The following is a 23,226-nucleotide window of genomic DNA, read 5'->3' on the forward strand; positions in this document are numbered from 1 at the left end:
GAGAGATAATGGCGACCACCGCCACCACCACGCTCAGGACCAACCTGGCCGACTATCCCGTGACCGCCGCGATGCGCGACGGCCGGGTCTCGTCCGATCTCGTCACGCTCGATTTTTGCGGGCCACCGCAGGCGCATAATGGCTTCAAGGCGATGCTGCGCGAAAACGCCTATGATTGCGGCGAACTGGCGATCGTCACGCTGCTTCAGGCCAAGGCTTTCGGCAAGCCCTGGGTTGCGCTGCCGATCCCGGTCAATGGCCGCTTCCAGCATCATTGCGCCGGTTACAATCGCAATTTCGGCGTGCTCCATCCCAAGGATATCGAGGGCAAGCGGGTCGGCGTGCGCAGCTATACCCAGACCACGGGGCTGTGGATCCGCGGCATATTGCAGCATGAATATGGCGTCGATCTCGACAAGGTGACCTGGTGTACCGTCAATGACGGCCATCTGCTGGAATATAGCGACCCGGCCAATTGCGAACGTCTGCCCAAGGGCTCCGACATCGGCCAGATGATGCTCGACGGCGAACTGGCGGCGACCCTGCAGGGCGTCGACCTGCCCAAGGATCCGCGCGTCGAATATCTCGTCCCCGAACCGTTCGAGGCGGCGAAGGAGTGGTTTTCCCGCACCGGCGCGGTGTGCATCAACCATATGTTCGTCGTGCATGAGGAACTGACCCGGACCCGGCCGGACGCGGTGCGCGAAATCTATCGCATGCTGGTGGAAAGCCGGGCGCTGGTCGAGGCGGACCTGCCCGCCAGCTATCCGCCGGTCGGGCTGGAGGCCAATCGCAAGAATATCCAGCTCGCGATCGACTGGGCCTATGAGCAGAAGTTCATCGCCGAGAAAATGTCGGTCGACAGCCTGTTCAACGACATGACCGCTTCGCTCGGCGCCTGAGGGGCAGGGCATGAGCGAAGAGGCGGGCGGCCGGACGCTGCTGATCACAGGGGTCGGGTCGGGGCTGGGGGCGGCCTTCGCCCGCGCGGCGCTGGCGGCGGGGCATCAAGTCGTGGGCACGGTGCGCAGCGAGGCCGGTGCAGCGGCCTTCACCGCCGCCACCGGCGCGCCCGCCCTTGTCCTCGACCTCAATGATGTCGCCGCCATGCCGGGCATCGTGGCGCAGGCGGAGGCGCTGGCCGGGCCGATCGATATACTCATCAACAATGCCGGCTTCGGCCATGAAGGATCGCTGGAGGAATCGCCGCTTGACGCGTTGCGCCGCCAGCTCGACGTCAATGTCGTCGGGCCGGTGGCGCTGATGCAGGCGGTGCTGCACGGTATGCGCGCGCGCCAGCGCGGTCATATCGTCAACATCACCTCGATGGCGGGCAGCACCGGCCTCACCGGTGTCTCCTTCTATTGCGGCGCGAAATTCGCGCTGGAGGGGATATCGGAGGCGCTGGGCAAGGAAGTGCGGCCGCTCGGCATCATGGTCACCGCCTTCGCGCCGGGCCAGTTCCGCACCGACTGGGCCGGCCGCTCGCTGGAGCGCTCGCCGCGCACGATCGCCGATTACGACCCGATCATGGACCCGCAGCGCGCCTTCCGCCTGGCCAGAAGCGGCAAGCAGCCGGGCGACCCAGACAAGGCGGCGGCGCTGCTGATGCAGCTCATCGCCACCGCCAATCCCCCCAGCCGCGTCTTTGCAGGCCCCGACGCCCTGGCCCTCGCCAGCCAGAAACTGAAGCGCGTCCAGGCCGAAATCAGCGCCTGGGAGGAAGCCGGCCGGGCCACGGATTTCTAGGGGGAGTAGTGGATGGCGGCGTTGAGTGATTTCCCGCCATTCCCCTCCCGTAAACGGGAGGGGCAGCGAGACTTGCGCGCGAAGCGCGTTAGTCGCAGCGGGGTGGGCTTGCGCAACGTCTAGCCCACCCCCTAGCCCCCTCCCGTTTACGGGAGGGGGAACATGTCTGCTCTTGGTCGTTAGTCGCCCCTACTCAAATCCGTCATGCCGGGCTTGACCCGGCATCCCGCTTTCCTACTCGGCTGTTTCCTGATCCAACTTAAGGAATGAATCTCCCGCCGATTCCGCCCCAGCCACTGGCGCATGCCAGGCGCGTCTCTGTCGCTTCGGTGTCGCGTCGCCGGTGCGTCTCGAGCGCGGATCAGGCGCGCCGGTTTCCCCGGTCGAGACGCGGCACAGGGGCGGGGCAGGGGCGTCATGGGCGCGCGACGGGCGCAAAGGCGGTGCAATCGCCCCACGACACTGTGAACTTCGATGGGAAATCCCCCTGTCGCGTCGCCGTTACCCGACAAAGGGCTTGCTACGCACCAGCAGCCTCATCCCATCCAGCGGCTCACCGGCACGGCCGATTCCTCCAGCGGTTGGGCGATCACGTCGACCAGGCTGGGGCCGTCATGGGCGATGGCGGCGGCCATCACGGCGTCCAGATCGGCCGGGTCATGGACCGTCCAGCTCTTGAGGCCGAAGGCGTCGGCGATACGGGCATGGTCGGATCGGGTAAAGTCGACCGAGAAATAGCGCGCGTCATAGCCGCTCTTCTGGCTTGCCTTGATCCAGCCATAGGCGGCGTTGGAGAAGACGACGAAGGTGATCGGCAGGTTGAGCCGCTTCACCGTCTCCAGCTCGCCCACGGCAAAGCCGAAGCTGCCGTCGCCCATCACCGCCACCACCTTGGCATCGGGCGCGCCATGGGCAGCGCCGATTGCGGCCGGCAGCGAGAAGCCGAGCGCGCCATGCGCCCGGTTGGTGATGAAGCGGCGGCCGCTGCTGTTGAAATCGAAATAGCCCGAAAAATAGGGGCAGGGCGTACCCGGATCGGCAACGACGATGCCCTCGCGCGGCAAGGCCTTCTGGATTGCGGCCAGCACCCGTTCGGGGCGGATCGGCCGATCGGTCGAGGCCGCTAGCGCCGCGAAGTTGGCCCGCTTGGCTTGGCGCATGGCGGCCAGCCGCACGGCCATGTCGCTGCTGCGGGCACGGCCCTCCAGCCGCGCGACGATGGCGCGGTGAAGCGCGACGAGGCACAGGCGCGCATCGCCGACCATGCCGGCGACGATCGGATAATTGGCGCCGACCACCATCGGGTCGATGTCGATATGGACGATCGGTACGCCGCGCGACGGGGTCGTGCCATGTTCAGTCGTGGTCGATCCGGCTCGACAGCCCAAGAATATGACGAGGTCGGCCGTCGCGATCACATTGCGCGTCGCGTCGGTGCCACCATTGGCGCCGACCACCCCCACGGCCAGCGGATGATCGTCGGCGATCACGCCATGGCCGCTGACGGTCGAGGCGACGGGCGCGTTGAGCAACTGCGCGAGCGCCGCCAGTTCGGCGCAGGCGCCCGAAATGACGACCCCGCCGCCGCAGATGAAGGCGGGCCGCCGGGCCGCCAGGATCGCCTCGGCGCAGGCCTCCACCGCGTCGGGATCGGGTCCGGTGCGAAAGGCGGGAAAATGGCCATGGGCGCCGTTCGCCCACAGGTCGGCGGCGTCGAGGTTCTGCTTCTGCAAATCATAGGGCAGGCCGATATGGGTGGCGCCTGGCCGCCCAGTGGTTGCCGCGCGAAAGGCGGTGCGCAGCAGCATCGGGATCTGCGACACATGGTCCGTCACCGCATTCCATTTGGTGAGCGGCGCGAACAGCGCCTTCTGGTCGAGCGCGGTCAGCGGATATCGGCCGCGCGCCGTCACCGGCACGTCGGAGGTGATGGAGAGCAGGGCGACGGAGGATTCGTTCGCCTCCACCACGCCGGGCAATATATAGGTGGCGCCGCCGCCGCTCGGCCCCTCGCACACGCCCACGCGCCCCGTCACCCGCGCATAGGCGTCGGCCATATAGGCGGCGCTGCGCTCGTCGCGGGTCAGCACATGGGTCATGCCATGGTCCAGCCGGGCGAGCGCGTCATAGAAGGGCAGGCTGGTGTCGCCGCACAGGCCGAATATGTGGCGCACATCGTGCAACTGGAGCATCCGCACGGCGGCTTCGGCGCCGGTTACCTCTGTCACGTCACTCTCTCCTCGATCGATCAGATGGGGCTAGCATCCGGCGGGACGCGGGGAGAGCGAGCGCGCGCGAAACCGATCGGCCCGGCGCGAAATCTATGGCAGCGTGTCGAACCGCTGGGTGCGCGGCAATTCGGGGAAGAGCCGCGCCCACAGCAGTGCGAGGCCGATCGCGCCTGCGCCGCCGACGATCACAGCCATCACCGGCCCCAGCAGCGCAGCGGCGACGCCTGATTCCATCTCGCCCAGTTCGTTGGAGCCGGCAACGAACAGGCTGGAAATAGCACCCACCCGGCCACGCTTGTCGTCCGGCGTTGCCAGTTGGACCAGCGACTGGCGGATATAGACCGACACCATGTCCGCCGCCCCGGCGAGCGCCAGGCACGCCAGCGACAGCGCCATGCTGCGCGACAGGCCAAAGCCGATGGTCGCCCCGCCGAACAATCCGACCGACCACAGCATCCGGGCGCCCACATCGCTGCGGACCGGCCGCCAGGACAGGAAAGCCGCCGTGCCCAGCGCGCCGATCGAGGAGGCCGCGCGCAGCAGCCCAAGCCCCTCCGGCCCGCTATGGAGCACGTCGCGCGCGAAGATCGGCAGCAGTGCCGTCGTGCCGCCCAGCAGCACGGCAAACATGTCGAGGCTGATGGCGCCGAGCAGCAGCCGGTTGGTCATGACATAATGGAAGCCGTCGAGCATCTGGGCCAGCGGGCCGCGCGTGTCGACCAGCGGCTTCTGCACGATCGGTCGGATGCACAGATGCAGGCCGATCGCCACCGCCAGTAGCGCGGCGCTGAGCGCAAAGGCCCAGCCCTGGCCGATCGCATAGGCAACGCCGCCTAGCATCGGCCCGGATATCGCGCCGATCCGCCCGGCAATGGCCGTGACGGCGATCGCCTGCGGCAGCGCGGCGGGCGGCACCAGTGCCGGGGGCAGGGCGTTCATCGCCGGCTGGTAGAAGGCCCGTGCCCCGGCAAACAGCGCGGCGGCCAGATAGAGGGCGTAGAGATTGGCGCCGGGGCCAAAGGCGAGCAGGGTCAGCACCGCCGGGCAGGCCCATTGGCCCAGCAGTGCGGCCCGCACCACGACGCGCCGGTCGAACCGGTCCGCTGTCAGCCCGGTGACCGGGCTCAGCGCCAGGATCGGCAGGAACTGGACCAGGCCGATCAGCCCCAGCCGCAACGCGGCGGCACGAATGCCCATCGACAGCCGCGCCTCGTCATAGACCGCCCAGCCCAGCGTCACCACCAGTCCGCTATGCGCCAGCATCGCACAGATGCGCGCGGCCCAGAAATAGCGGAAGTCGCGATAGCGGAACGGATGGCCGGGCGCGTCCATCGATCAGAAGGCCATGGACAGCAGCAGATTGACCGTGGTCGACTGGAAACTGCCCTTCAGGCTGTCGCGCCGCGCGACATAGAGGTCGAGCCGTCCCTTGCCGCCCATGTTCATCGCGCCGCCCGCCTTCAGGTAGAGATTGGTGGGGTCATCCTCCGTCTCGGTCAGCGTACTGCGCAATTCATGCTCCATGCCCGCCTCGGTATAGGGGATCGGCTTCCACGGGCGGAAGCCATCCTTTTCCAGCCGCAGCGTGGCGATGCCAAGCTGATAATCCTCGCGGCGCCCGGCCACGGCGGCGTTCAGGCTGTTGGTCGTCGCCTTGAACCGGCTGTCCTGCCAGACGAAGGCGAGGGACGGGCGCAGCACCCAGCCCTTTGGCACGAAACCCGCTTGCGCATGGCGATAGGTGCCGACCAGCGCCGCCTCGCTATAAATGCGGCGGAAATCCTGCCGGCTGCTCATCACGCCATAACGGGCGTTGGGGATGGTCGTGTCGGCGTCGCCGTTCAGCCGCGACACCCGCAGTGACGCACCCCAGTGCGAGGCAAAGCGATAGAGCATGTCGAAACGTATGCCCTTGCCCTGGCTGGCGATGTCGCCGCCATTATGGCGCAGGCTGACGTCGGATGTCTCGTGGATCACCCCGGCGCCAACCAGCGCATCGTCGCCGATCAGCCAGACCAACTGGGCCATGCCCACCTGGCTGTCATTGTCGATCCGCGTCGGGCTGCCGCTGCCGCCGCGCGAGAGGATATTGGTGTAGCCGACCTTTGCGAACAGGCGCTGGCTGAGCATGGGCAGGGGGATGATGGCGTTGACCGGGGTCACCACCGATGTGACATTGTCATCGAAATCATAGGATTGGCCGGTCGCCGCGATCAGCGCATCATGCGCGTTGTATAGGCCGACTCGCGCCTGCACCGCGCCATATTGTTCGCTGCTGTTGAACCGCGCCATCAGGCCGGTGTCGCCGAAACTGCCGCTGATCGTCGGGCGGACGACCGGCGCGTCCGTCTCCTGTGCGGACACCGGGGAGGCGCCGAGGCAGACACCTATCAGGCTGCCCCAGAGTGCGAGTCGCCGCATGCAGGGAGATGGGATGTTGTGGCGCCCTTCTTGGGACGATGCCGACACATATCCGGCATATCCTCTTATTTTCCTATCCATCCGGCGGCTATCGGCGATCCCCATGGCGCAGCGCCAATTGCATTGCCGCGCCGATCGATAAGAAAGCAGGCCAAGAGGAAGAGCATATTTTTCGTATCGGAATTGTTAAAAATTCCGTGTCCCCCTGCCTGTCGACCACATCATAATGCGATGAGAAAATGGTCGATGATGGCTATCATCGAGGGTGAGCGTTCGGGGGCATGGCTATGGAACGTTGGAAACTTGGTCCAAACGGATCGGGTGCGAATCGGACGCTGGCTGGCCAAGTCGATGCCCTGTTGGGCTCAATAGGGAATTGAGCGCCGTAAAAGTTGCTGGCGAAGTGACATCATGGGGAAAAGATAATTCTCCCAGGACGTGCCGCTCAAGGCTTTCGCCTGCAATTGCGGTCCCTAAAAATTTGAAAATTCATCGCAACACATGCGTGATTTGGAGGCCCGAGCCGGAATCGAACCGGCGTGCAAGGATTTGCAGTCCTCTGCGTCACCACTCCGCCATCGGGCCTTCCGTGCGGTGGAGGCGGCAAATGTCCGCCTTTGATCGCAAAGTCAAGCGCGGGAAGGGGAACAATCCCAAGAATCTCGCTCTCCATCGCGCAAAGCCGCTTGGCGCGGGGGAAATGCTGATTTAGAGGTCCGGTTATCCCTTCACTGTATTGCATTGCCAATACAGTTGTGCCAAGCGAGGAACTATCGTGACCGAGCAGAACTATTCTTCGATGCGGGCCGCCATGGTCGAGAGCCAGCTGCGCACCAGCGCAGTGGACGACCAGCGCGTCATCGCCGTGATGGCCAAGGTGCCGCGCGAGGACTATGTGCCCGCCGAGCGCCGGGCCATGACCTATATCGATCGCCCGATCCCGCTGGATGGCGACCGTGCGCTGAACCCGCCGCTGGTGACTGGCCGCCTGCTCAAGGAAGCCGATGTCCAGGCCGGCGAGAAGGTGCTGCTGATCGGCGCTGCGACTGGGTACAGCGCGGCGCTGCTCGCAGAGCTGGGGGCGCAGGTGACGGCGGTTGAGGTCGAGGGCGGTGCGGAGATCGCGGTGCCCGGCGTGACCGTGGTGCGCGGCCCGCTGGCGGCCGGTGCGTCGGCCGGTGCGCCCTATGACGTTCTTTTCATTGACGGCGCGGTGGAGGAAGTCCCCGCCGCGCTCGTCCAGCAGCTAGTCGATGGGGGACGGGTGGTGACGGGCGTCGTGGAACGCGGTGTCGCTCGCCTGTGCAGCGGCCGCGCGGTGGCGGGCGTACTGGGTCTGTCCAGCCTTACCGACATGGAAATGGTCGTGCTTCCCGGCTTCGCCGCGCCGGAGCGGTTCGTTTTTTGAGACAGGATAGATGACAGCAAAGCGTATGACCCTTCGGCGCCAAGCCGCTACAGCTTTGCTGTTGCTATCCTCTTCCATGGCAGGGGTGGCGCATGCCGAAACCCTGCAAGGCGCGTTGGCCAAGGCTTATCGCACCAACCCGACCCTGACCGGCGCGCGCGCCGGTCAGCGGGCGACGGACGAGAATGTCCCGATCCAGAAGGCGGCGGGACGGCCCACGGCCAATTCGCAGATCCAGTTTCAGGAACTGGTGGTGCGCCCGTCGAACAGCTTCCTGGCGCCGCATCGTTCGGCCAACGCCAGCGCCAGTATCGACGTCCCCATCTATTCCGGCGGCACCGTGCGCAACAGCGTGAAGGCGGCGGAAACGCGCGTCGAATCGGGGCAGGCGAATCTGCGCGGGACCGAGGCGAGCGTATTCTCGCAGACGGTCGCCGCCTATATGGATGTGATTCGCGACAGCGCGCTGGTGTCGCTCAATGCGGCGAACGTGAAGGTGCTGGAGGTCAATCTCCAGGCGACCAATGACCGGTTCGAGGTCGGCGATGTCACGCGCACCGACGTCGCCCAGTCCGAATCGCGTCTGGAACTGGCGCGGTCCGACCTGCAGCGCGCCGAATCCAACCTGATCACCAGCCGCGAAAATTATATCGCGATGGTCGGTGAGGCGCCGGTCGATCTGGAATCTCCGCCGACCTTGCCGGGTCTGCCGGCCGATCCGGATGCCGCCGTGCGCGTGGCGCTGGCTGATAATCCCGATATCCTCGCCGCGCAGAAGTCGCGTGAGGCGGCGCGTTATGACGTGAAGGCGGCCAAGGGCGCCACGCTGCCGACCCTGAGCGGTTTCAGCCAGGGCAGCTATACCGACTATATGGACAAGGACATCGCGGCCAACAAGCAGGCGGCCGTCGGTGCGACCCTGACCATTCCCTTCTATCAGGGCGGTCGCCCCGCGGCGCAGGTGCGCCAGAGCCAGGCGCTCGAATCGCAGTCGATCGAACGGCAGATCGAGGTCGAGCGGGGCGTGATTTCGCAGGCCCGCGCCGCCTATGCCGCGTTACAGGCGTCGCTGCGCACGATCCAGTCGAGCCAGAAGGCGGTCGATGCCGCCGACCTGTCGCTGGAAGGCGTGCGGGCGGAAAATTCGGTCGGCAGCCGCACCATCCTCGACATCCTCAATGCTGAGCAGGAAGCCTTGAACGCCAAGGTCGAACTGGTGACGGCCCGCCGTAATGCCTATGTCGCCGGCTTCACCCTGCTGGCAGCCATGGGCCATGCCGAGGCCGATGATCTGGGCCTGGAGAGTGGCACGCTCTATGACCCGATGGTCAATTATGATCGGGTCGAGGGCAAGTGGTTCGACTGGGATTATGACGGCAAGCCGCAGGCGGTTTCGACGCGTACCGTTGACACGCCGGCTCAAAACGCCAAAGTCGATGTCGTGCAGCCTTAACCGCTTGTTAACCTGAACAGGTAATCATGGCGGAATAGGTGCGGAATGAAATTTGGACGGGAACTATCCATGGGTGACATGACCAAGGAACCCTCGATGGAAGAGATACTCTCGTCCATCAAGCGGATCATCGCCGAAGAGGGCGAGGACGCCGTTCAGGCCGCGCCGCAGCGCCGCCAGAAGACCCCGATCGACCTGAGTGCCGCGCCCCATGCGGTGATGTCGGCCGAGGTCGAGGAAGTGCTGGAACTGACCGACGAGATTCCGGTGGAGGAAGTGATGCCCGCGCCCAAGCCGACCCGCGCCGTGAAGGCTGTTGCCCAGTCTGAATCGGACGGCGACTCGATCCTGTCGGTGGAAAGCGAAGTGGCCGCGCGCCATTCGCTCTCGGCCCTGTCCACCATGCTTGTCAGCCCGCGCGAGGGCGAGGACAATACGCTTGAAGCTCTGGTCCGCTCGATGCTGCGACCGATGCTCAAGGAATGGCTCGACGCGCGCCTGCCCGCGCTGGTCGAGGACATGGTCGCCAAGGAAATTTCCCGCATCACCGGCCGCTGAGGCCGGGAGGCCGGCGAACGCGCTCCGGCCTCTTGCCGGGAACGTTAGCCGCGCCTAGACCACGGATCATCTCATCGACGCGCCCGGCCGTGCATCGCATGCGCCGGCACGCCGTGTTTTCGATCCGAGGGTGATTTTTTCATGAAACATATCCTGCTTGCCGGCCTTGGCGCACTGGCCCTGTCGCCGATGCTGTCGTCTGCGCTGGTGGCGCCGGCGGCTGCCCGTCCCTTCACGCCCAATGACATGGTGTCGCTGGACCGGGTGTCGTCGCCGACCGTGTCGCCGGACGGCAAGTGGATGGCCTATCAGCTGCGCAGCACCGATCTGGCCAATAATCGCGGGCGCACTGACCTCTATCTGCTCGCCATCGACACGGCGGGGCAGGCGCCCCGGCTGATCGCGTCGGTGCCCGACAAGAATGAGGCGTCGCCGGTCTTTTCGGCTGACGGCAGCGCGCTTTATTATGTCTCCAACGCCAGCGGGGACGACCAGTTGTGGCGCGCGCCGATCGCCGGCGGTCAGCCGGTGCAGATCAGCAAGGCGCCTGGCGGCATTTCCGGTTTCCTGCTGAGCCCCCAGGGTGACAAGGTGGCGCTGTGGGCCGACCGTCCGGTAGGCGCGCGCACGATCGACGATGTCAAGGCGCCGGCCCCGCCGAGCGCGGGCAGCGGCCGGGTCTATGACCAGCTGTTCGTGCGCCACTGGGATACGTGGAGCGACGGCCAGCGCTCGCAGATCTTCGTCATGCCGGTCGCGGGTGGCAAGGCGGTGTCGGTGATGGGCGGCCTGGTCGGCGACAGTCCGTCCAAGCCCTTTGGCGGAGCGGAGGAACTGGCCTGGAGCGTGGATGGCAAGACGCTGTTCTTCACCCTGCGCGAGGCCGGGCGGATTGAACCGCTGTCGACCAACCTCGACATCTTCAGCGTGCCGGCCGACGGCAATACCAAGCCGGTCAACCTGACCGACGCCAATGACGCGACCGACACGATGCCGGTGGTGTCGCCGGACGGCAAATGGCTGGCCTATGCCGCGATGAAGCGACCCGGCTATGAAGCGGATCGGCTTGTGCTGATGCTGCGTAATATCGCGACTGGCGAGACGCGGGCGCTGACCGAGGGCTGGGACAGGTCGGTTGGGTCGATCGCGTGGGAGGCGAATGGCAAGGGGCTGCTGGTCACCGCCAATGATGTGCTCGACAATCCGGTGTTCCGGGTGGATGCCGCATCGGGCAAGGTGACGCGGCTCACCGAAAAGGGCCATGCCGGCAGCGTCGTGCCGCTGCCCGATGGCGGCTTCGTCTATGCGCTCGACAGCATCCAGTCGCCGGCCGATTTCTGGAAGATGCCAGCTGCGAAGGGCAAGGGGGGCAAGCCGGTGCGCCTGACGAATGTCAACGCGCAGAAGCTGGCCGGGGTGGATGATGTCTCGGTCCAGCGCTTCAGCTTCAAGGGCGCCAATGGCGACACCGTCTGGGGGCAGATCGTCAAGCCCATGGCTGCCAAGGGCAAGCTGCCGGTCGCCTTCCTGGTGCATGGCGGGCCGCAGGGCAGCTTCAACGACAGCTGGTCCTATCGCTGGAATCCCAAGGCGTTCGCCGCCCATGGCTATGCCGCGGTGATCGTCGATTTCCATGGCTCGACCGGCTATGGCCAGGCCTTCACCGATGCCATCAATCAGGATTGGGGCGGCAAGCCGCTGGAGGATCTGAAGCTGGGCTTGGCGGCTGCTGCGGCGAAGGACGCCAATGTCGACGCGGGCAATGCCTGCGCGCTCGGCGCCAGCTATGGCGGCTATATGATGAACTGGATCGAGGGGCAGTGGGCCGACGGCTTCAAATGCATCGTCCAGCATGACGGCGTGTTCGACGCCCGCGCCATGGCCTATGAGACCGAGGAACTGTGGTTCGACGAATGGGAGCATGGCGGCCCCTATTATGAGAAGCCCGAAGAGTTCGAGAAATGGAACCCGGTCAATCATGTCGCCCAGTGGAAGACGCCGATGCTGGTCGTGACCGGCGAGAAGGATTTCCGCATTCCCTATACCCAGGGGCTGGCTGCCTTCACTGCGTTGCAGCGGCGCGAGATTCCGTCGCGGCTGGTCGTCTTCCCGGACGAGAATCACTGGGTGTTGAAGCCCAAGAACTCGCTGCAATGGTATGATGAGGCGCTGGGCTGGCTGGACCAGTGGACCGGCACGGCGAAGGGGAAATGAGCCTTTAAGGGCGTAGCCCGGCCTGCTATATTGATGGGGAAGGAAGGCGATATGACCCGCAAGAATGTTCGACCCAGTGATCTGAAAACGAAGATCGTCCATGCGCCTGACGGGACGCCGGTGCGATTGAAGGTGGTGAACGCCGACAGTCAGACTCTGGGCGAGGATCTGTTGGCAGCCTTCCGCTCCAATGTGCGCCGGGTTGTGGATGAGCGACGCAAGCGCGGTCATGCCCAAGACGCCGCGCAAGCCTGAACGCCCGGTTCTCTGGATTATTGCCGGCCCCAATGGGAGCGGCAAGAGTACCTTTTACAATCGCACGGATATCGAGGGCTGGGGCGGCTCGGTCTGGATCATCAATCCGGACCTGCTGACCCAGCATATCGTCACCGAGGAAAAGTTGCCGCTGGAGCGTGCCAATCTGGAGGCGGTACAGCGGATTGAATCCTGGTTGAACCATTCGCTCGACGTGTATCAGACGATCGGTGTGGAGACGGTTCTGTCTTCGCCCAAATATCGCAAGCTGGTCGATCGGGCTCATGAGCGCGGTTTTCGGGTCCGCATGATCTATGTGCTACTGGCATCGGCCGAACTGCAGGCTGCGCGTATTCGCGTGCGTGTGGTCGAGGGCGGCCATGATGTGCCGGCGGACAAGGTCATGGCGCGGCGGGCACGCTCCTTTGAGCAACTGGCTTGGTTCGTCCAGCATGTCGATGACTGCTATATTTACGACAATTCTACCGGCGAACCGGCCCTGTTGGCGCAAAAAGCAGAGGGTGGCGTCTGGTTGTGGGACAAGCTGCCGCCCGATCTGGAAGAAATATTCCTCTCTGCGGCCGTTCCGATGGGCGGCTTGAGCTAGCGAAACATTGGAAAAAGTCGGCAGACATGGTTATGGGCGCGATCATGACCGAGCTGCCGAAAACATTCGACCCCGCCGCCATCGAGACCCGCTGGTATCAGCATTGGGAAACCAATGGCCTGTTCCGTCCGGATCGTCCGGGCGCCGAACCCTTCACCATCGTCAATCCGCCGCCGAACGTGACCGGCAGCCTGCATGTCGGCCATGCGCTCGACAATACGCTGCAGGACATTGTCGTGCGCTATGAGCGGCTGCGCGGCAAGGATGCACTGTGGGTGGTCGGCACCGACCATGCCGGCATCGCGACGCAGATGGTGGTCGAGCGGCAGCTGAACGCGGCCGGGCAGAAGCGCATCGATTTCAGCCGCGACGATTTCGTCGCCAAGGTGTGGGACTGGAAGGCGGAAAGCGGTGGCGCGATCACCAGCCAGTTGCGGCGTCTGGGCTGTTCGATGGACTGGGCCAATGAGCGCTTCACCATGGATGAGGGCTTTTCCAGGGCCGTCATCAAGGTTTTCGTGGAACTGCACCAGCGCGGCCTGCTCTATCGCGACAAGCGGCTGGTCAATTGGGATCCGCATTTCCGCTCGGCCATTTCCGACCTGGAGGTCGAGACGACCGAAACCAAGGGTGGCTTCTGGCGCTTCCGCTATCCGCTGGCCGACGGCGTCACCCTGGCCGATGGCAGCGACCATATTGTCGTCGCCACCACCCGCCCGGAAACCATGCTGGCCGACATGGCGGTCGCGGTGAATGCACAGGATCCGCGCTATCAGGCGGTCATCGGCAAGGAAATTCTCCAGCCGATCACCGGTCGCCGCTTCAAGATCGTCGCCGACGAACATGCCGATCCGGAATTGGGTTCGGGCGCGGTCAAGATCACGCCGGGCCATGACTTCAACGATTTCGAAGTCGGCAAGCGCGCGGGCATGAAGGCGGCGGACATGCTGAACATGTTCGATGCCGACGCCAATGTCGTGCAGACCGCCGACGGCCTGATCCCCGATCGCTTCCTGGGGCTGCACCGCTTCAAGAAGGATGGCGTGGACGGCGCACGCGAGCTGGTGGTGGCAGAGATGAAGGCGCTGGGCCTGCTGGAGCCGCACCTCACCAAGAACAAGGAAGGCGAGGAAGTCGCCGCCGATTTCGAGCCGCGCACGATCCAGACCCCCTATGGCGACCGTTCGGGCGTAGTGATCGAGCCCTGGCTGACCGACCAATGGTATGTCGATGCCGGCAAGCTGGCGGTGGCGCCGATGCAGGCGGTGCGCGACGGCCGTATCGAGATTGTCCCCAAGAGCTGGGAAAAGACCTTCTTCAACTGGATGGAGAATATCCAGCCCTGGTGCGTGTCGCGCCAGCTGTGGTGGGGCCATCAGATCCCGGCCTGGTTCGATGACGAAGGCAATGCCTATGTCGCCGAAACCGAGGAAGAGGCGCAGTTGCAGGCCGGCAACAAGAAGCTGGTGCGCGATCCCGACGTGCTCGACACCTGGTTCTCGTCCGCTTTGTGGCCGTTCGGCACGCTGGGCTGGCCGGAACAGAGCGATACGCTCAGCCGCCATTATCCCAATGACCTGCTGATCTCCGGCTTCGACATCCTGTTCTTCTGGGATGCCCGCATGGCGATGCAGGGCATGGAATTCATGGGCGATGTGCCGTGGAAGAAGCTCTATCTCCATGGCCTGGTGCGCGCAGCCGACGGCCAGAAAATGTCCAAGTCCAAGGGCAATGTGGTCGATCCGCTGGGCCTGATCGACAAGTTCGGCGCGGACGCGCTGCGTTTCTTCATGGCGGCGATGGAAAGCCAGGGCCGCGACGTGAAGATGGATGAGAAGCGGGTCGAGGGCTATCGCAACTTCGCGACCAAGCTGTGGAACGCGGCGCGCTTCCTGCAGGCCAATGGCGTCACCGCCTCGACCAGCCGCGAAGCGCCGCATGCGACGCTGCCGGTCAACCGCTGGATCGTCGCTGAAACGGTGGCGACGGTGCAGGCGATCGACACCGCCATGGCCGAACTGCGCTTCGACGCGGGCGCCAACGCCATCTATCACTTCGTCTGGGACCAGTTTTGCGACTGGTATATCGAACTCACCAAGGGTTCGATGGATGATGAGACGAAGGCGGTCGCGGGCTGGGCATTCGACCAGATCCTGGTCATGCTGCACCCGTTCATGCCCTTCATCACCGAAGAGCTGTGGCAACTGACTGGGCAGCGCGCGCAGGAGCTGATCGTGGCTGAGTGGCCGGTCGCCCTTTATGAGGTCGACACCGATGCACAGGGCGAGATCGACTGGTTGATCCGGCTGGTGAGCGCGATCCGCACCGCGCGGACCGAACTCAACGTGCCGCCGGGCGCCAAGCTGCGCATGGTCGTGCGCGATGCGTCGGAAACGACGCGCGGTCGTTTGGATCGCCAGGGTGCGGCGCTGGCGCGCCTGGGCCGGATCGAGAGCCTGGCCTTTGGCGAGGATGTCGCCGGCGGCGCGGCGCAGATCGTTGTCGACGAGGCGATCTTCATCCTGCCGCTGGAAGGCGTGATCGACATCGCGGCGGAAAAGACCCGCCTCGAAAAGGCGCTGGCGTCGGCGGCCAAGGAGCGGGATTCGCTGGGCGGCCGCCTGTCCAACCCGGCCTTTGTCGAGAAGGCCAAGCCCGAGGCCGTGGCCAAGGCGCGCGAGGACCATGCCGAAAAGACCGCTGAGGCGGAAAGGCTGAAGGCGGCACTGGACCGGCTGGGCTGAGCCGCCTAGCCTGCGCCGCAATCGGGGATAAGGGGTAAGGGCGAATGACAGCAGGGGCACAAGGGGCGCGGGACCTGACGCAGGGGCCGATCGCCTCCACCTTGCTGACATTCGCCATCCCGACGCTGGCGTCCAATATCCTCCAGTCGCTGAACGGATCGATCAACGCGATCTGGGTCGGCCGTTTCCTGGGGCCTCAGGCGCTCGCCGCGACGGCGAATGCCAATATCATCATGTTCCTGATGTTTTCCGTCGTGTTCGGCTTTGGCATGGCATCGACGGTAATGATCGCGCAGGCGGTCGGCGCGCGCGATATGGACGCGGCACGGCGCGCCTTCGGTTCGGCAGTCGGCTTCTGCTTCCTGCTGGCCATGGGCGTTGCCGTGGCGGGCTGGTTCGGCGGGCCGGCGCTGCTGCGCCTGCTGGCGACGCCGCCTGAGGCGTTCGACATGGCTCTGACCTATTTGCGGGTGATCTTCGTCGCCATGCCGGCCGGGCTGCTGAGCGTCATGATGATGATGGGCCTGCGCGGGACCGGCGACGCGCGCACCCCGCTGATCTTCATGATCCTGTCGGTGGCGATCGACCTGGTGCTCAATCCTGTGCTGATCCTGGGGCTGGGGCCGATCCCGGCAATGGGCATCGGCGGATCGGCGGCGGCGACGGCGGCGGCCGGCTTCATCAGCCTGATCGCCCTCATCATCTATTGCTATGCCAAGGATCTGCCGCTGCGGCTGCGCGGCGCGGAACTGGGCTACCTCAGGCCCGCGATGGACGAGATGCGGGTATTGGGTGCCAAGGGGCTGCCGATGGGTTTGCAGATGATCGTCATGTCGGTGTCGGGGCTGGTCATGATCGGCCTCGTCAACCGCGAAGGGTTTCTGGTGACGGCCGCCTATGGCGCGGCGCAGCAGATCTGGACCTATCTGCAGATGCCGGCCATGGCGATGGGCGCGGCGGTCAGCGCGATGGCGGCGCAGAATATCGGTGCGGGCCGCTGGGATCGGATCAGCAGGATCACGGGCTATGGGGTTTCCTATCTGCTGGCGATCACCGGCGCGATGGTGGTCGTCATCCTGATCTTCCACGAAGCGCTGCTGGCGCTGTTCCTGAGCCATAACCAGGCGGTGATCGACGCAGCCTGGAACATGCAGTTGCTGGCAAGCTGGAGCTTCATGCTGTTTGGCTGCACCATGATCCTGTTCGGGGTGATGCGCGCCAATGGCGTGGTGGTGGCGCCGCTGCTGATCCTGGTTTTCACCCTCTTCGCGGTGCGGCTGGGCTTCTATTATCTCGCCTATCCCCGGATCGGCGCGGATGCGCTGTGGCTGAGCTTCCCGGTGGGTTCGGCGGTTTCGCTGACGCTTGCGACCCTGCTCTACCTGCAGGGCGGCTGGCGCAAGGCCAGGCTGATGGTGCCGATTCACGAGGAGGAATGTCGTGAAGCGGTGCATAGCGAGACCGAGCCGGCGGGGCGGATCGCACCGACCGGCTGAGGCAGGGCGCGCGTTCAGCGTCCCTGGTTGCGCCAGCGGGTGATGGTGCGGGTGAGGATATCGTCTTCGCCGCCGGCCTGGCGCCAGAGCTGGGTGAAGCTGGGATCGCCCGACGCGGGACGCCGCTGTTCTTCCAGATTGTCGAGCGCGACGCGGATCGGCACGGCGACGCCTTCGCCGCAGATGATCGCCTCCCGGTTACGCAGGGCGGGAATCGAATCGAGGAAGCCGCGCGCACCTTCGGGCATGGCGGCCTTCACGAAGGCCTGGTCGCGATCATTGTTGAGGCGCATCGAGATGATCGTGCCGCATTGCGACAGTACGCCTTCGGCCAGGTCCGACGGGCGCTGGGTGATGAGGCCCAGCGAGACGCCATATTTACGGCCTTCCTTGGCGATCCGCTCCAGGATGCGGCGGACTGCCTGACCACTGCCGCTGGTGCTTGCAGGGATGTAGCGATGGGCTTCCTCGCAGACCAGCAGGATCGGGCGCTGCGGTTCGTCGCGCGCCCATAGCGCATAGTCGAACACCAGTCGCGACAGCACGGAGACGACCACCGAGGTGATATCGGAGGGCATGGAGGACACGTCGATGATCGAGATCGGCTTGCCGCCCGAGGGCAGGCGGAAGATCTTGGCCAGGAAGGCCTGCATCGAATCGGCCACCAGCATGCCGGAGAACATGAAGGAGTAGCGTGGGTCGCCCTTGATCTCGTCGACCTTGGACTTGAGCCGGATATAGGGGAGCGAACCGGTTCCCTTTTCCAGCTTGCCCATCTCATTCTGCAGGATCGCGGTCAGGTCAGACAGGAGATAGGGGACCGGTGAATCCACCGTCAGGCGGCCGATGCTTTCGGCGAGGCGGTTCTTCATCCGCGCGGCGAGCAGGCATTTGGCGAGAATGTCACAATCCTGCGTTCGTTCGGCGCCTTCCGAAGTGACGAACACCTCGCAATGCTCCTCGAAGTTCATCAGCCAATAGGGCAGGGCAAGGTTGTTCACGTCGAACACGGCGCCATTCTGCTGAAAGGCCGCGCCATATTCGCCATGGGGATCGATCATGACGATATGCCCCTGCGGCGACAGGTCGCAGATGCGGTGCAGGATCAGGGCCGCGCTGGTCGACTTGCCGGTGCCGGTCGAACCCAGCAGCGCGAAATGCTTGCCCAGCATCGCGTCGACATAGAGGGCGGCGCGTGTGTCCGTGGTGGGATAGACGGTGCCGATTTGCACATGCGGCCGATCATCGGCGGCATAGATCTGCTGCATGTCATAGCTGGACACCGGATAGATGTCGGTGCCGGGCGTGGGGTAACGGGTGACGCCGCGCCGGAAACCGTAGATCCGGCCGGTAAGCTTTTCCTCGTCGCCTTCGCCCAGAAAGTCGATGTCGGCAATGATTGCGCCGCCATTGCTGCGATCGAGCACGAGCGAGCGGATATTGGCGATGAGCCAGCGATCGCCAACGCGCATCTTGACCTGGCTGCCGACCTGGCCGGCCATGGCAAGGCAGGCGTCCTGGTCATGGGAAAAGGCGGCGAGGCTGTTCGGGTCGACCAGAACCTTGGAACTTGATCCGGCGATCTGGAACACCATACCCAGCGCCTGATGCAAGCCGGGGGACGATGAGGCAGAGGCCGTGTCGTGCGAAAATTGCTGTGCGCCCGGCATCTGGGTCATGAGCCTTTATGTTCCCCCCTGCCGGAAGCTCCGACAATCGAACAGCTTAGTATCCGTGGGAGGTAAATATTGGATTACCCAGCCGAGCGTCGCATGGCCCCGCTCGGGGCTCGTTCCATCGCGCAAGGCAGGGAACAGTGGGGCGTTTGAGGCATTAGAGACTTGCCACAAACAGGATTTTTGCTTGCCCGATATCGTCTTGGCCGATGCAACGCGCCGATCGGATGCGATTGCGATTGCGCGTGTGATCTGCATTCTGGGTGTCGTCTATGTCCATGCCTGGACCGGGCGTAACGGCCAGGATCTGGAGATGCTGCGTGGGTCCACGCAGGAGGGACTGCGCTGGGTGTTGATGGAGATTTTCGGCCGCAGCGCGGTGCCGCTGCTGGGCCTGATTTCCGGCTGGCTTGTCGGCGGGTCGGCGCGCACCCGCAATTGGTTCGATCATGTCGGGCGGAAGGCGCGGACGATATTGCTGCCGATGCTGCTGTGGAACGCCGTCGCCATCCTGCTGGTGTCGGGTGCTGCCTGGCTGCTGGGCCTGTCGGCGCCGCTCCCGCAATCGGGTGGCTGGATCGCCGAGGAATTGTTCATCATCAACCGCAATCCGGACATCAATGTCCAGATGCCGTTCCTGCGTGATCTGTTCCTGTGCATGGTCGCGGCGCCGCTGCTGGTACGGCTGCCCAACTGGATGTTGATGGCGGTCGCGCTGGTGGCGCTGTCGTGCCAGGTTGCGGGGCTTGGGCCGCCGGTGCTGATGCGGCCATCGATCCTGTTCTTCTTTACCATCGGCATATTGGCGCGGCGCGAGGGCTGGGCGGATCGGGCGGCTGCGGTGCCACTGCTCGCGGCTTTATTGCCCTTTGGTCTGTTGATGAGTGCGCAACTCTATGTCTCGCTCAAGGCCGGGGCGGGGCTCGCGCCGTTGATGCTGGCGAGCCTAGACATGGCGGTGCGTATCGCGGCGTCGCTTTGCTTCTGGCGGCTGGCCTGGGCGCTGGCGGAAAGTCCTGCGCGCGGCCTGCTGATGCGGGTCGAGCCCTACGCCTTCTTCCTCTTCTGTGCCCATCTGATCCTGATCTGGCTGGGCGGTCCCGTGCTGGGCGCCCTGTTCGGGCCGCTGGGATCGCCGCTCTATCCGCTCTATCTGATCGCCCAGCCCCTCCTGGTGCTGGCGGTGGTGATCCTGATCGGAAATCTGATGCAGCGCCTGTCGCCTACTCTCGCCGGGCTGCTAAGCGGCGGCCGGCTGGCCGCCACCTGACGCATCAGGCCAGTTCGCGGGCGCTGATCGCCTGCGCCGCCGCCATGGCGATTTCATAGCTGCGCTTGCGCGCCGCCGGATCGAAGATCTGGGCGGCGATGATGACCTCGTCCACGCCGGTACGTTTGATGAAGGCCGCCAGATCGCGCTCGACATCCGCCTGGATGCCGATGCTGGAGGCGTTGAGGACATCGGACAGCATTGCCCGCGCCTGCATCGGCAGGCTCTCATAATAGCCCGCTACCGGCGGTTGCAGCTTGCCGGGCTGGCCGGTGCGCAGGCGCACGAAGGCCTGTTGCATCGAACTGGCGACCAGTTCGGCCTCAGCTGCGTTGTCGGCGGCGAAGATATTATAGCCCGCCATGGCATAGGGGCGGTCAAGTTGGGCCGAAGGACGGAAGTCGCGGCGATAGATGGCCAGTGCCTCGTCCAGCGCGGCCGGCGCGAAATGAGAGGCAAAGGCGTAGGGCAGGCCGAGTGCGGCTGCCAGTTGCGCGCCGTAGAGGCTGGAGCCGAGAATCCAGAGTGGGACATTGGCGCCTTCGCCGGGTGTGGCCTGAATGCCCAGCCGATCGTCGCCGGCGAAATAGGCCTGGAGTTCGAGCACGTCGCGGGGGAACTGGTCGGCTCCGCCGCTGAGGTTGCGACGGATGGCCTGCGATACTTTCTGGTCCGAGCCGGGCGCGCGGCCAAGGCCCAGGTCGATGCGGCCGGGGAACAGCGCGTCGAGCGTGCCGAACTGCTCCGCAATCAGCAGCGGGGCGTGATTGGGCAGCATGATGCCGCCGGCGCCGATGCGGATGGATGAGGTCGCCTGGCCGATATGGGCAAGCACCACGGCCGTGGCCGCCGATGCGATGCCGGCCATGCCATGATGTTCGGCCACCCAGAGGCGGTGATAGCCCAGTGCTTCGACATGGGCAGCCAGGTCGGCGGCATCGGCAAGGGCAGCGGATATGTCACTGCCTTCACGGACAGGGACGAGGTCTAGGACGGAAAAGCGGGTCATGGCTGCCATATGGGGCCATGGTCGGTTTTATTTCAATACTGAATTTCAGCCGGCGCGACCAAAGCCCTGCGGTTCGACGCGACGGCCGAAGGTGGGACGGCGGGCGACCAAGGGATTGGCATCCCGGTCGAGCAGCGCCATGGTCTCGGTAAAGCAGGGGCGCAGGGCCACTACGGTCTCGATCAGTTCGTCCGGGCTCTCGCGAAATTCGACGCAGCGGCGTGCGACCATCTCGATCTCTTCGGCCATGGCGCTGAGCCGATGGGCACCGAACTGGGCCGATTCGCCCTTCAGCGTATGGGCCGGGCGGACGAGGGAGACGGCATCGCGGTCGCGAAAGGCCTGCTCGATGGTGCCGATCGCCTTTTCACCATCTTCGCGAAAATAGCCCAGAATGCGCATGAAGGCCGTACCCAACTCCGTGCGGGTTCGAGCAAAATCGTTCCAGTCCACCAGTTCGGTAGCGTGTTCGGGCACCTGCGCACTCCTTTCCTGACGCTCGCGAGATTAGCGGGCGGGCGTAAACAGCCGGTTAAGCCGGCGCCTTGCTGAGCGCGAAACGCTGCGGGGAAAGGGCGGAAAATTGCCATCCATGCTGCTGCGCCAATGCCGCCAGTTCGCCAGACGCGATAGCATCGTCAGCATCGATCGTCACATGATCGGTATCGCGCATCGCCCGCGCGGCACGCAGGACGGGCCAGGGACATTTCATGCCCCTGGCGTCGACGTGAAAGGGGGCGGCATCGATGCCGCCCGCCTCATTTGGCATAAGGGTTCTTGGCGCTGCGCAGGGTCAGGCGGACCGGCACGGCGCCAAAGCCCAGTTCCTTGCGGATGCCGTTCACCAGATAGCGGCGATAGCTCTCCGGCAGTTCGTCGAGCCGCGTGCCGAACAGCACGAACGTCGGCGGCCGCGTCTTGTTCTGGGTGATGTAGCGCAGCTTGATCCGCTTGCCGCCCGGGGCTGGCGGCGGATTGGCCTCCAGCGCGACCTCGAACCAGCGGTTGAGCACGCCGGTCGAAATACGCTGCGACCAAGCGGTGCGGGTTTCGAAGGCGACCTTGATGAGGTCGTCCAAACCCTTTCCGGTGGCGGCCGACACGGTCATGATCGGCACGCCGCGCACCTGCGCCAGCCCGTCGAACAGCGCCTGCTTGATGCCCTGATAGAGCGCCGAGCCATGCTCGACCGTGTCCCATTTGTTGAGCGCGACGACGAGCGCGCGGCCTTCTTCCAGCACCTTGTCGGCGATGCGCAGATCCTGCGCTTCAAGCCCACGGGTGGCATCGAGCAGCAGTACCACGACCTCGGCGAAGTTCACGGCGTTCAGGCCATCGGACACGGCCAGCTTTTCCAGCTTGTCCTGCACCTTGGCGCGCTTGCGCATGCCGGCGGTGTCGATCAGCCGGACCGGGCGTTCCTCGCCCTCATCATTGGTCCACATCCAGTCGACGGCGATGCTGTCACGGGTGATGCCCGCTTCCGGACCAGTGAGCAGGCGGTTCTCGCCAAGCAGCCGGTTGATGAGGGTCGATTTGCCAGCATTGGGACGGCCGACGATGGCGAGCTTGAGCGGGGCGCTCTCCTCGTCCTCGTAAAATTCCTTCTCATGCTCCTCGCCATCCTCGCGTTCGAGATGGGGAAGCAGAGCCTGGAACAGGTCGGCCAGGCCCTGGCCATGTTCGGCGGAGAAGGGAATGGGTTCACCCAGGCCCAGCACGAAGGCTTCCATGACGCCGGCTTCGGTCGATTTGCCCTCGGCCTTGTTGGCGACCAGGATCACCGGGGCGTCGCCCTCGCGCAGCCAGCGGGCGATTTCCTCGTCCAGCGGCGTGATGCCGGCGCGTGCATCGACCATGAACAGGGCGACGTCGCAATTTTCGACGGCGGCCTGGGTCTGCATCCGCATGCGGCCGGGCAGGCTGTGGGGATCTTCGTCCTCATAGCCTGCCGTGTCGATGATGGTGAATTCGAGGCCCAGAAGATGAGCCTCGCCCTCACGCCGGTCACGGGTAACGCCGGGCTGGTCATCGACCAGAGCCAGCTTTTTCCCGACTAGGCGGTTGAACAGGGTGGACTTGCCCACATTGGGCCGCCCGACAATAGCAACTGTGGGCAGCATGATGAAGGCCCG

General features: G+C 64.9%; 19 protein-coding genes and 1 tRNA gene. 11 read left to right on the forward strand and 9 right to left on the reverse strand.

The features are described from left to right. Positions 1-8: 8 nt before the first annotated feature. Both GGQ90_RS20110 and GGQ90_RS20115 read left to right on the forward strand, forming a co-directional pair. The gene (locus GGQ90_RS20110) at positions 9-902 is read left to right on the forward strand and encodes a substrate-binding domain-containing protein (RefSeq protein WP_188083682.1); all 894 of its coding nucleotides are present in this window, start codon (positions 9-11) and stop codon (positions 900-902) included. Between the two features lie 10 nt (positions 903-912). Continuing rightward, positions 913-1,749 (forward strand): oxidoreductase, encoded by an 837-nt coding sequence (locus GGQ90_RS20115; protein ID WP_188083683.1) that lies wholly within the window; start codon positions 913-915, stop codon positions 1,747-1,749. A 536-nt stretch (positions 1,750-2,285) separates the two neighbouring features. On the opposite strand, the gene GGQ90_RS20120 is transcribed toward GGQ90_RS20115, so the two are convergent. The 4 genes from GGQ90_RS20120 to GGQ90_RS20135 form a co-directional block, all read right to left on the reverse strand. Beyond that, entirely contained in the window at positions 2,286-3,977 is a 1,692-nt protein-coding gene (locus GGQ90_RS20120; protein ID WP_188083684.1) for a thiamine pyrophosphate-dependent enzyme, read from the reverse strand. Between the two features lie 93 nt (positions 3,978-4,070). Next, entirely contained in the window at positions 4,071-5,312 is a 1,242-nt protein-coding gene (locus GGQ90_RS20125; RefSeq protein ID WP_188083685.1) for an MFS transporter, read from the reverse strand. Between the two features lie 3 nt (positions 5,313-5,315). Further along, on the reverse strand, positions 5,316-6,401 hold the full coding sequence (locus GGQ90_RS20130; protein ID WP_223178367.1) for an autotransporter domain-containing protein: 1,086 nt from the start codon (positions 6,399-6,401) through the stop codon (positions 5,316-5,318). A 511-nt stretch (positions 6,402-6,912) separates the two neighbouring features. Beyond that, positions 6,913-6,986, reverse strand: a tRNA-Cys gene (locus GGQ90_RS20135). A 190-nt stretch (positions 6,987-7,176) separates the two neighbouring features. Here GGQ90_RS20135 and GGQ90_RS20140 point away from each other — a divergent pair. The 8 genes from GGQ90_RS20140 (at position 7,177) to GGQ90_RS20175 (ending at position 17,136) form a co-directional block, all read left to right on the forward strand. Further along, positions 7,177-7,809 carry a protein-L-isoaspartate O-methyltransferase gene (locus tag GGQ90_RS20140; protein ID WP_188083687.1) on the forward strand — a complete coding sequence of 211 codons (633 nt, stop codon included), beginning with the start codon at positions 7,177-7,179 and terminating at the stop codon, positions 7,807-7,809. A 10-nt stretch (positions 7,810-7,819) separates the two neighbouring features. After that, on the forward strand, positions 7,820-9,262 hold the full coding sequence (locus tag GGQ90_RS20145) for a TolC family outer membrane protein (RefSeq protein WP_188083688.1): 1,443 nt from the start codon (positions 7,820-7,822) through the stop codon (positions 9,260-9,262). A 69-nt stretch (positions 9,263-9,331) separates the two neighbouring features. Further along, positions 9,332-9,820 carry a DUF2497 domain-containing protein gene (locus GGQ90_RS20150; protein WP_188083689.1) on the forward strand — a complete coding sequence of 163 codons (489 nt, stop codon included), beginning with the start codon at positions 9,332-9,334 and terminating at the stop codon, positions 9,818-9,820. A gap of 141 nt (positions 9,821-9,961) precedes the next feature. Then, a complete protein-coding gene (locus tag GGQ90_RS20155) occupies positions 9,962-12,034 on the forward strand; it encodes an alpha/beta hydrolase family protein (protein WP_188083690.1) in 2,073 nt (690 codons plus the stop codon). A gap of 51 nt (positions 12,035-12,085) precedes the next feature. Beyond that, positions 12,086-12,289, forward strand: coding sequence for a hypothetical protein (locus GGQ90_RS20160; RefSeq protein ID WP_188083691.1), 204 nt, complete (start codon positions 12,086-12,088; stop codon positions 12,287-12,289). Beyond that, the gene (locus GGQ90_RS20165) at positions 12,243-12,896 is read left to right on the forward strand and encodes an ATPase (protein WP_246428337.1); all 654 of its coding nucleotides are present in this window, start codon (positions 12,243-12,245) and stop codon (positions 12,894-12,896) included. Before GGQ90_RS20160 ends, GGQ90_RS20165 begins: the two co-directional genes overlap by 47 nt. Positions 12,897-12,940: 44 nt before the next feature. Then, on the forward strand, positions 12,941-15,640 hold the full coding sequence (locus GGQ90_RS20170) for a valine--tRNA ligase (RefSeq protein WP_188083692.1): 2,700 nt from the start codon (positions 12,941-12,943) through the stop codon (positions 15,638-15,640). Positions 15,641-15,684: 44 nt separating this feature from the next. After that, entirely contained in the window at positions 15,685-17,136 is a 1,452-nt protein-coding gene (locus GGQ90_RS20175; protein ID WP_188083693.1) for an MATE family efflux transporter, read from the forward strand. Between the two features lie 14 nt (positions 17,137-17,150). On the opposite strand, the gene GGQ90_RS20180 is transcribed toward GGQ90_RS20175, so the two are convergent. Beyond that, positions 17,151-18,815, reverse strand: a complete 1,665-nt coding sequence (locus GGQ90_RS20180) for an ATP-binding protein (protein ID WP_188083694.1) — start codon at positions 18,813-18,815, stop codon at positions 17,151-17,153. Positions 18,816-18,999: 184 nt separating this feature from the next. On the opposite strand from GGQ90_RS20180, the gene GGQ90_RS20185 reads away from it, so the two are divergent. After that, a complete protein-coding gene (locus tag GGQ90_RS20185) occupies positions 19,000-20,082 on the forward strand; it encodes an acyltransferase family protein (RefSeq protein ID WP_188083695.1) in 1,083 nt (360 codons plus the stop codon). 4 nt (positions 20,083-20,086) lie between these two features. Here the strand turns inward: GGQ90_RS20185 and GGQ90_RS20190 are convergent, their stop codons facing one another. The 4 genes from GGQ90_RS20190 to der are packed head-to-tail and all read right to left on the reverse strand — an operon-like array spanning position 20,087 to position 23,214. Continuing rightward, complete coding sequence (locus GGQ90_RS20190) at positions 20,087-21,091, reverse strand: LLM class flavin-dependent oxidoreductase (protein WP_188083730.1); 1,005 nt, start codon at positions 21,089-21,091, stop codon at positions 20,087-20,089. Between the two features lie 45 nt (positions 21,092-21,136). Next, the gene (locus tag GGQ90_RS20195; protein WP_004210730.1) at positions 21,137-21,568 is read right to left on the reverse strand and encodes an Hpt domain-containing protein; all 432 of its coding nucleotides are present in this window, start codon (positions 21,566-21,568) and stop codon (positions 21,137-21,139) included. A gap of 55 nt (positions 21,569-21,623) precedes the next feature. Continuing rightward, the gene (locus GGQ90_RS20200; RefSeq protein ID WP_188083696.1) at positions 21,624-21,860 is read right to left on the reverse strand and encodes a sulfurtransferase TusA family protein; all 237 of its coding nucleotides are present in this window, start codon (positions 21,858-21,860) and stop codon (positions 21,624-21,626) included. Then, entirely contained in the window at positions 21,850-23,214 is a 1,365-nt protein-coding gene (gene der / locus GGQ90_RS20205) for a ribosome biogenesis GTPase Der (protein WP_188083697.1), read from the reverse strand. Before der ends, GGQ90_RS20200 begins: the two co-directional genes overlap by 11 nt. Positions 23,215-23,226 lie beyond the last annotated feature (12 nt).

Source organism: Sphingobium scionense, from assembly GCF_014197035.1.
Lineage (GTDB): Bacteria > Pseudomonadota > Alphaproteobacteria > Sphingomonadales > Sphingomonadaceae > Sphingobium > Sphingobium scionense.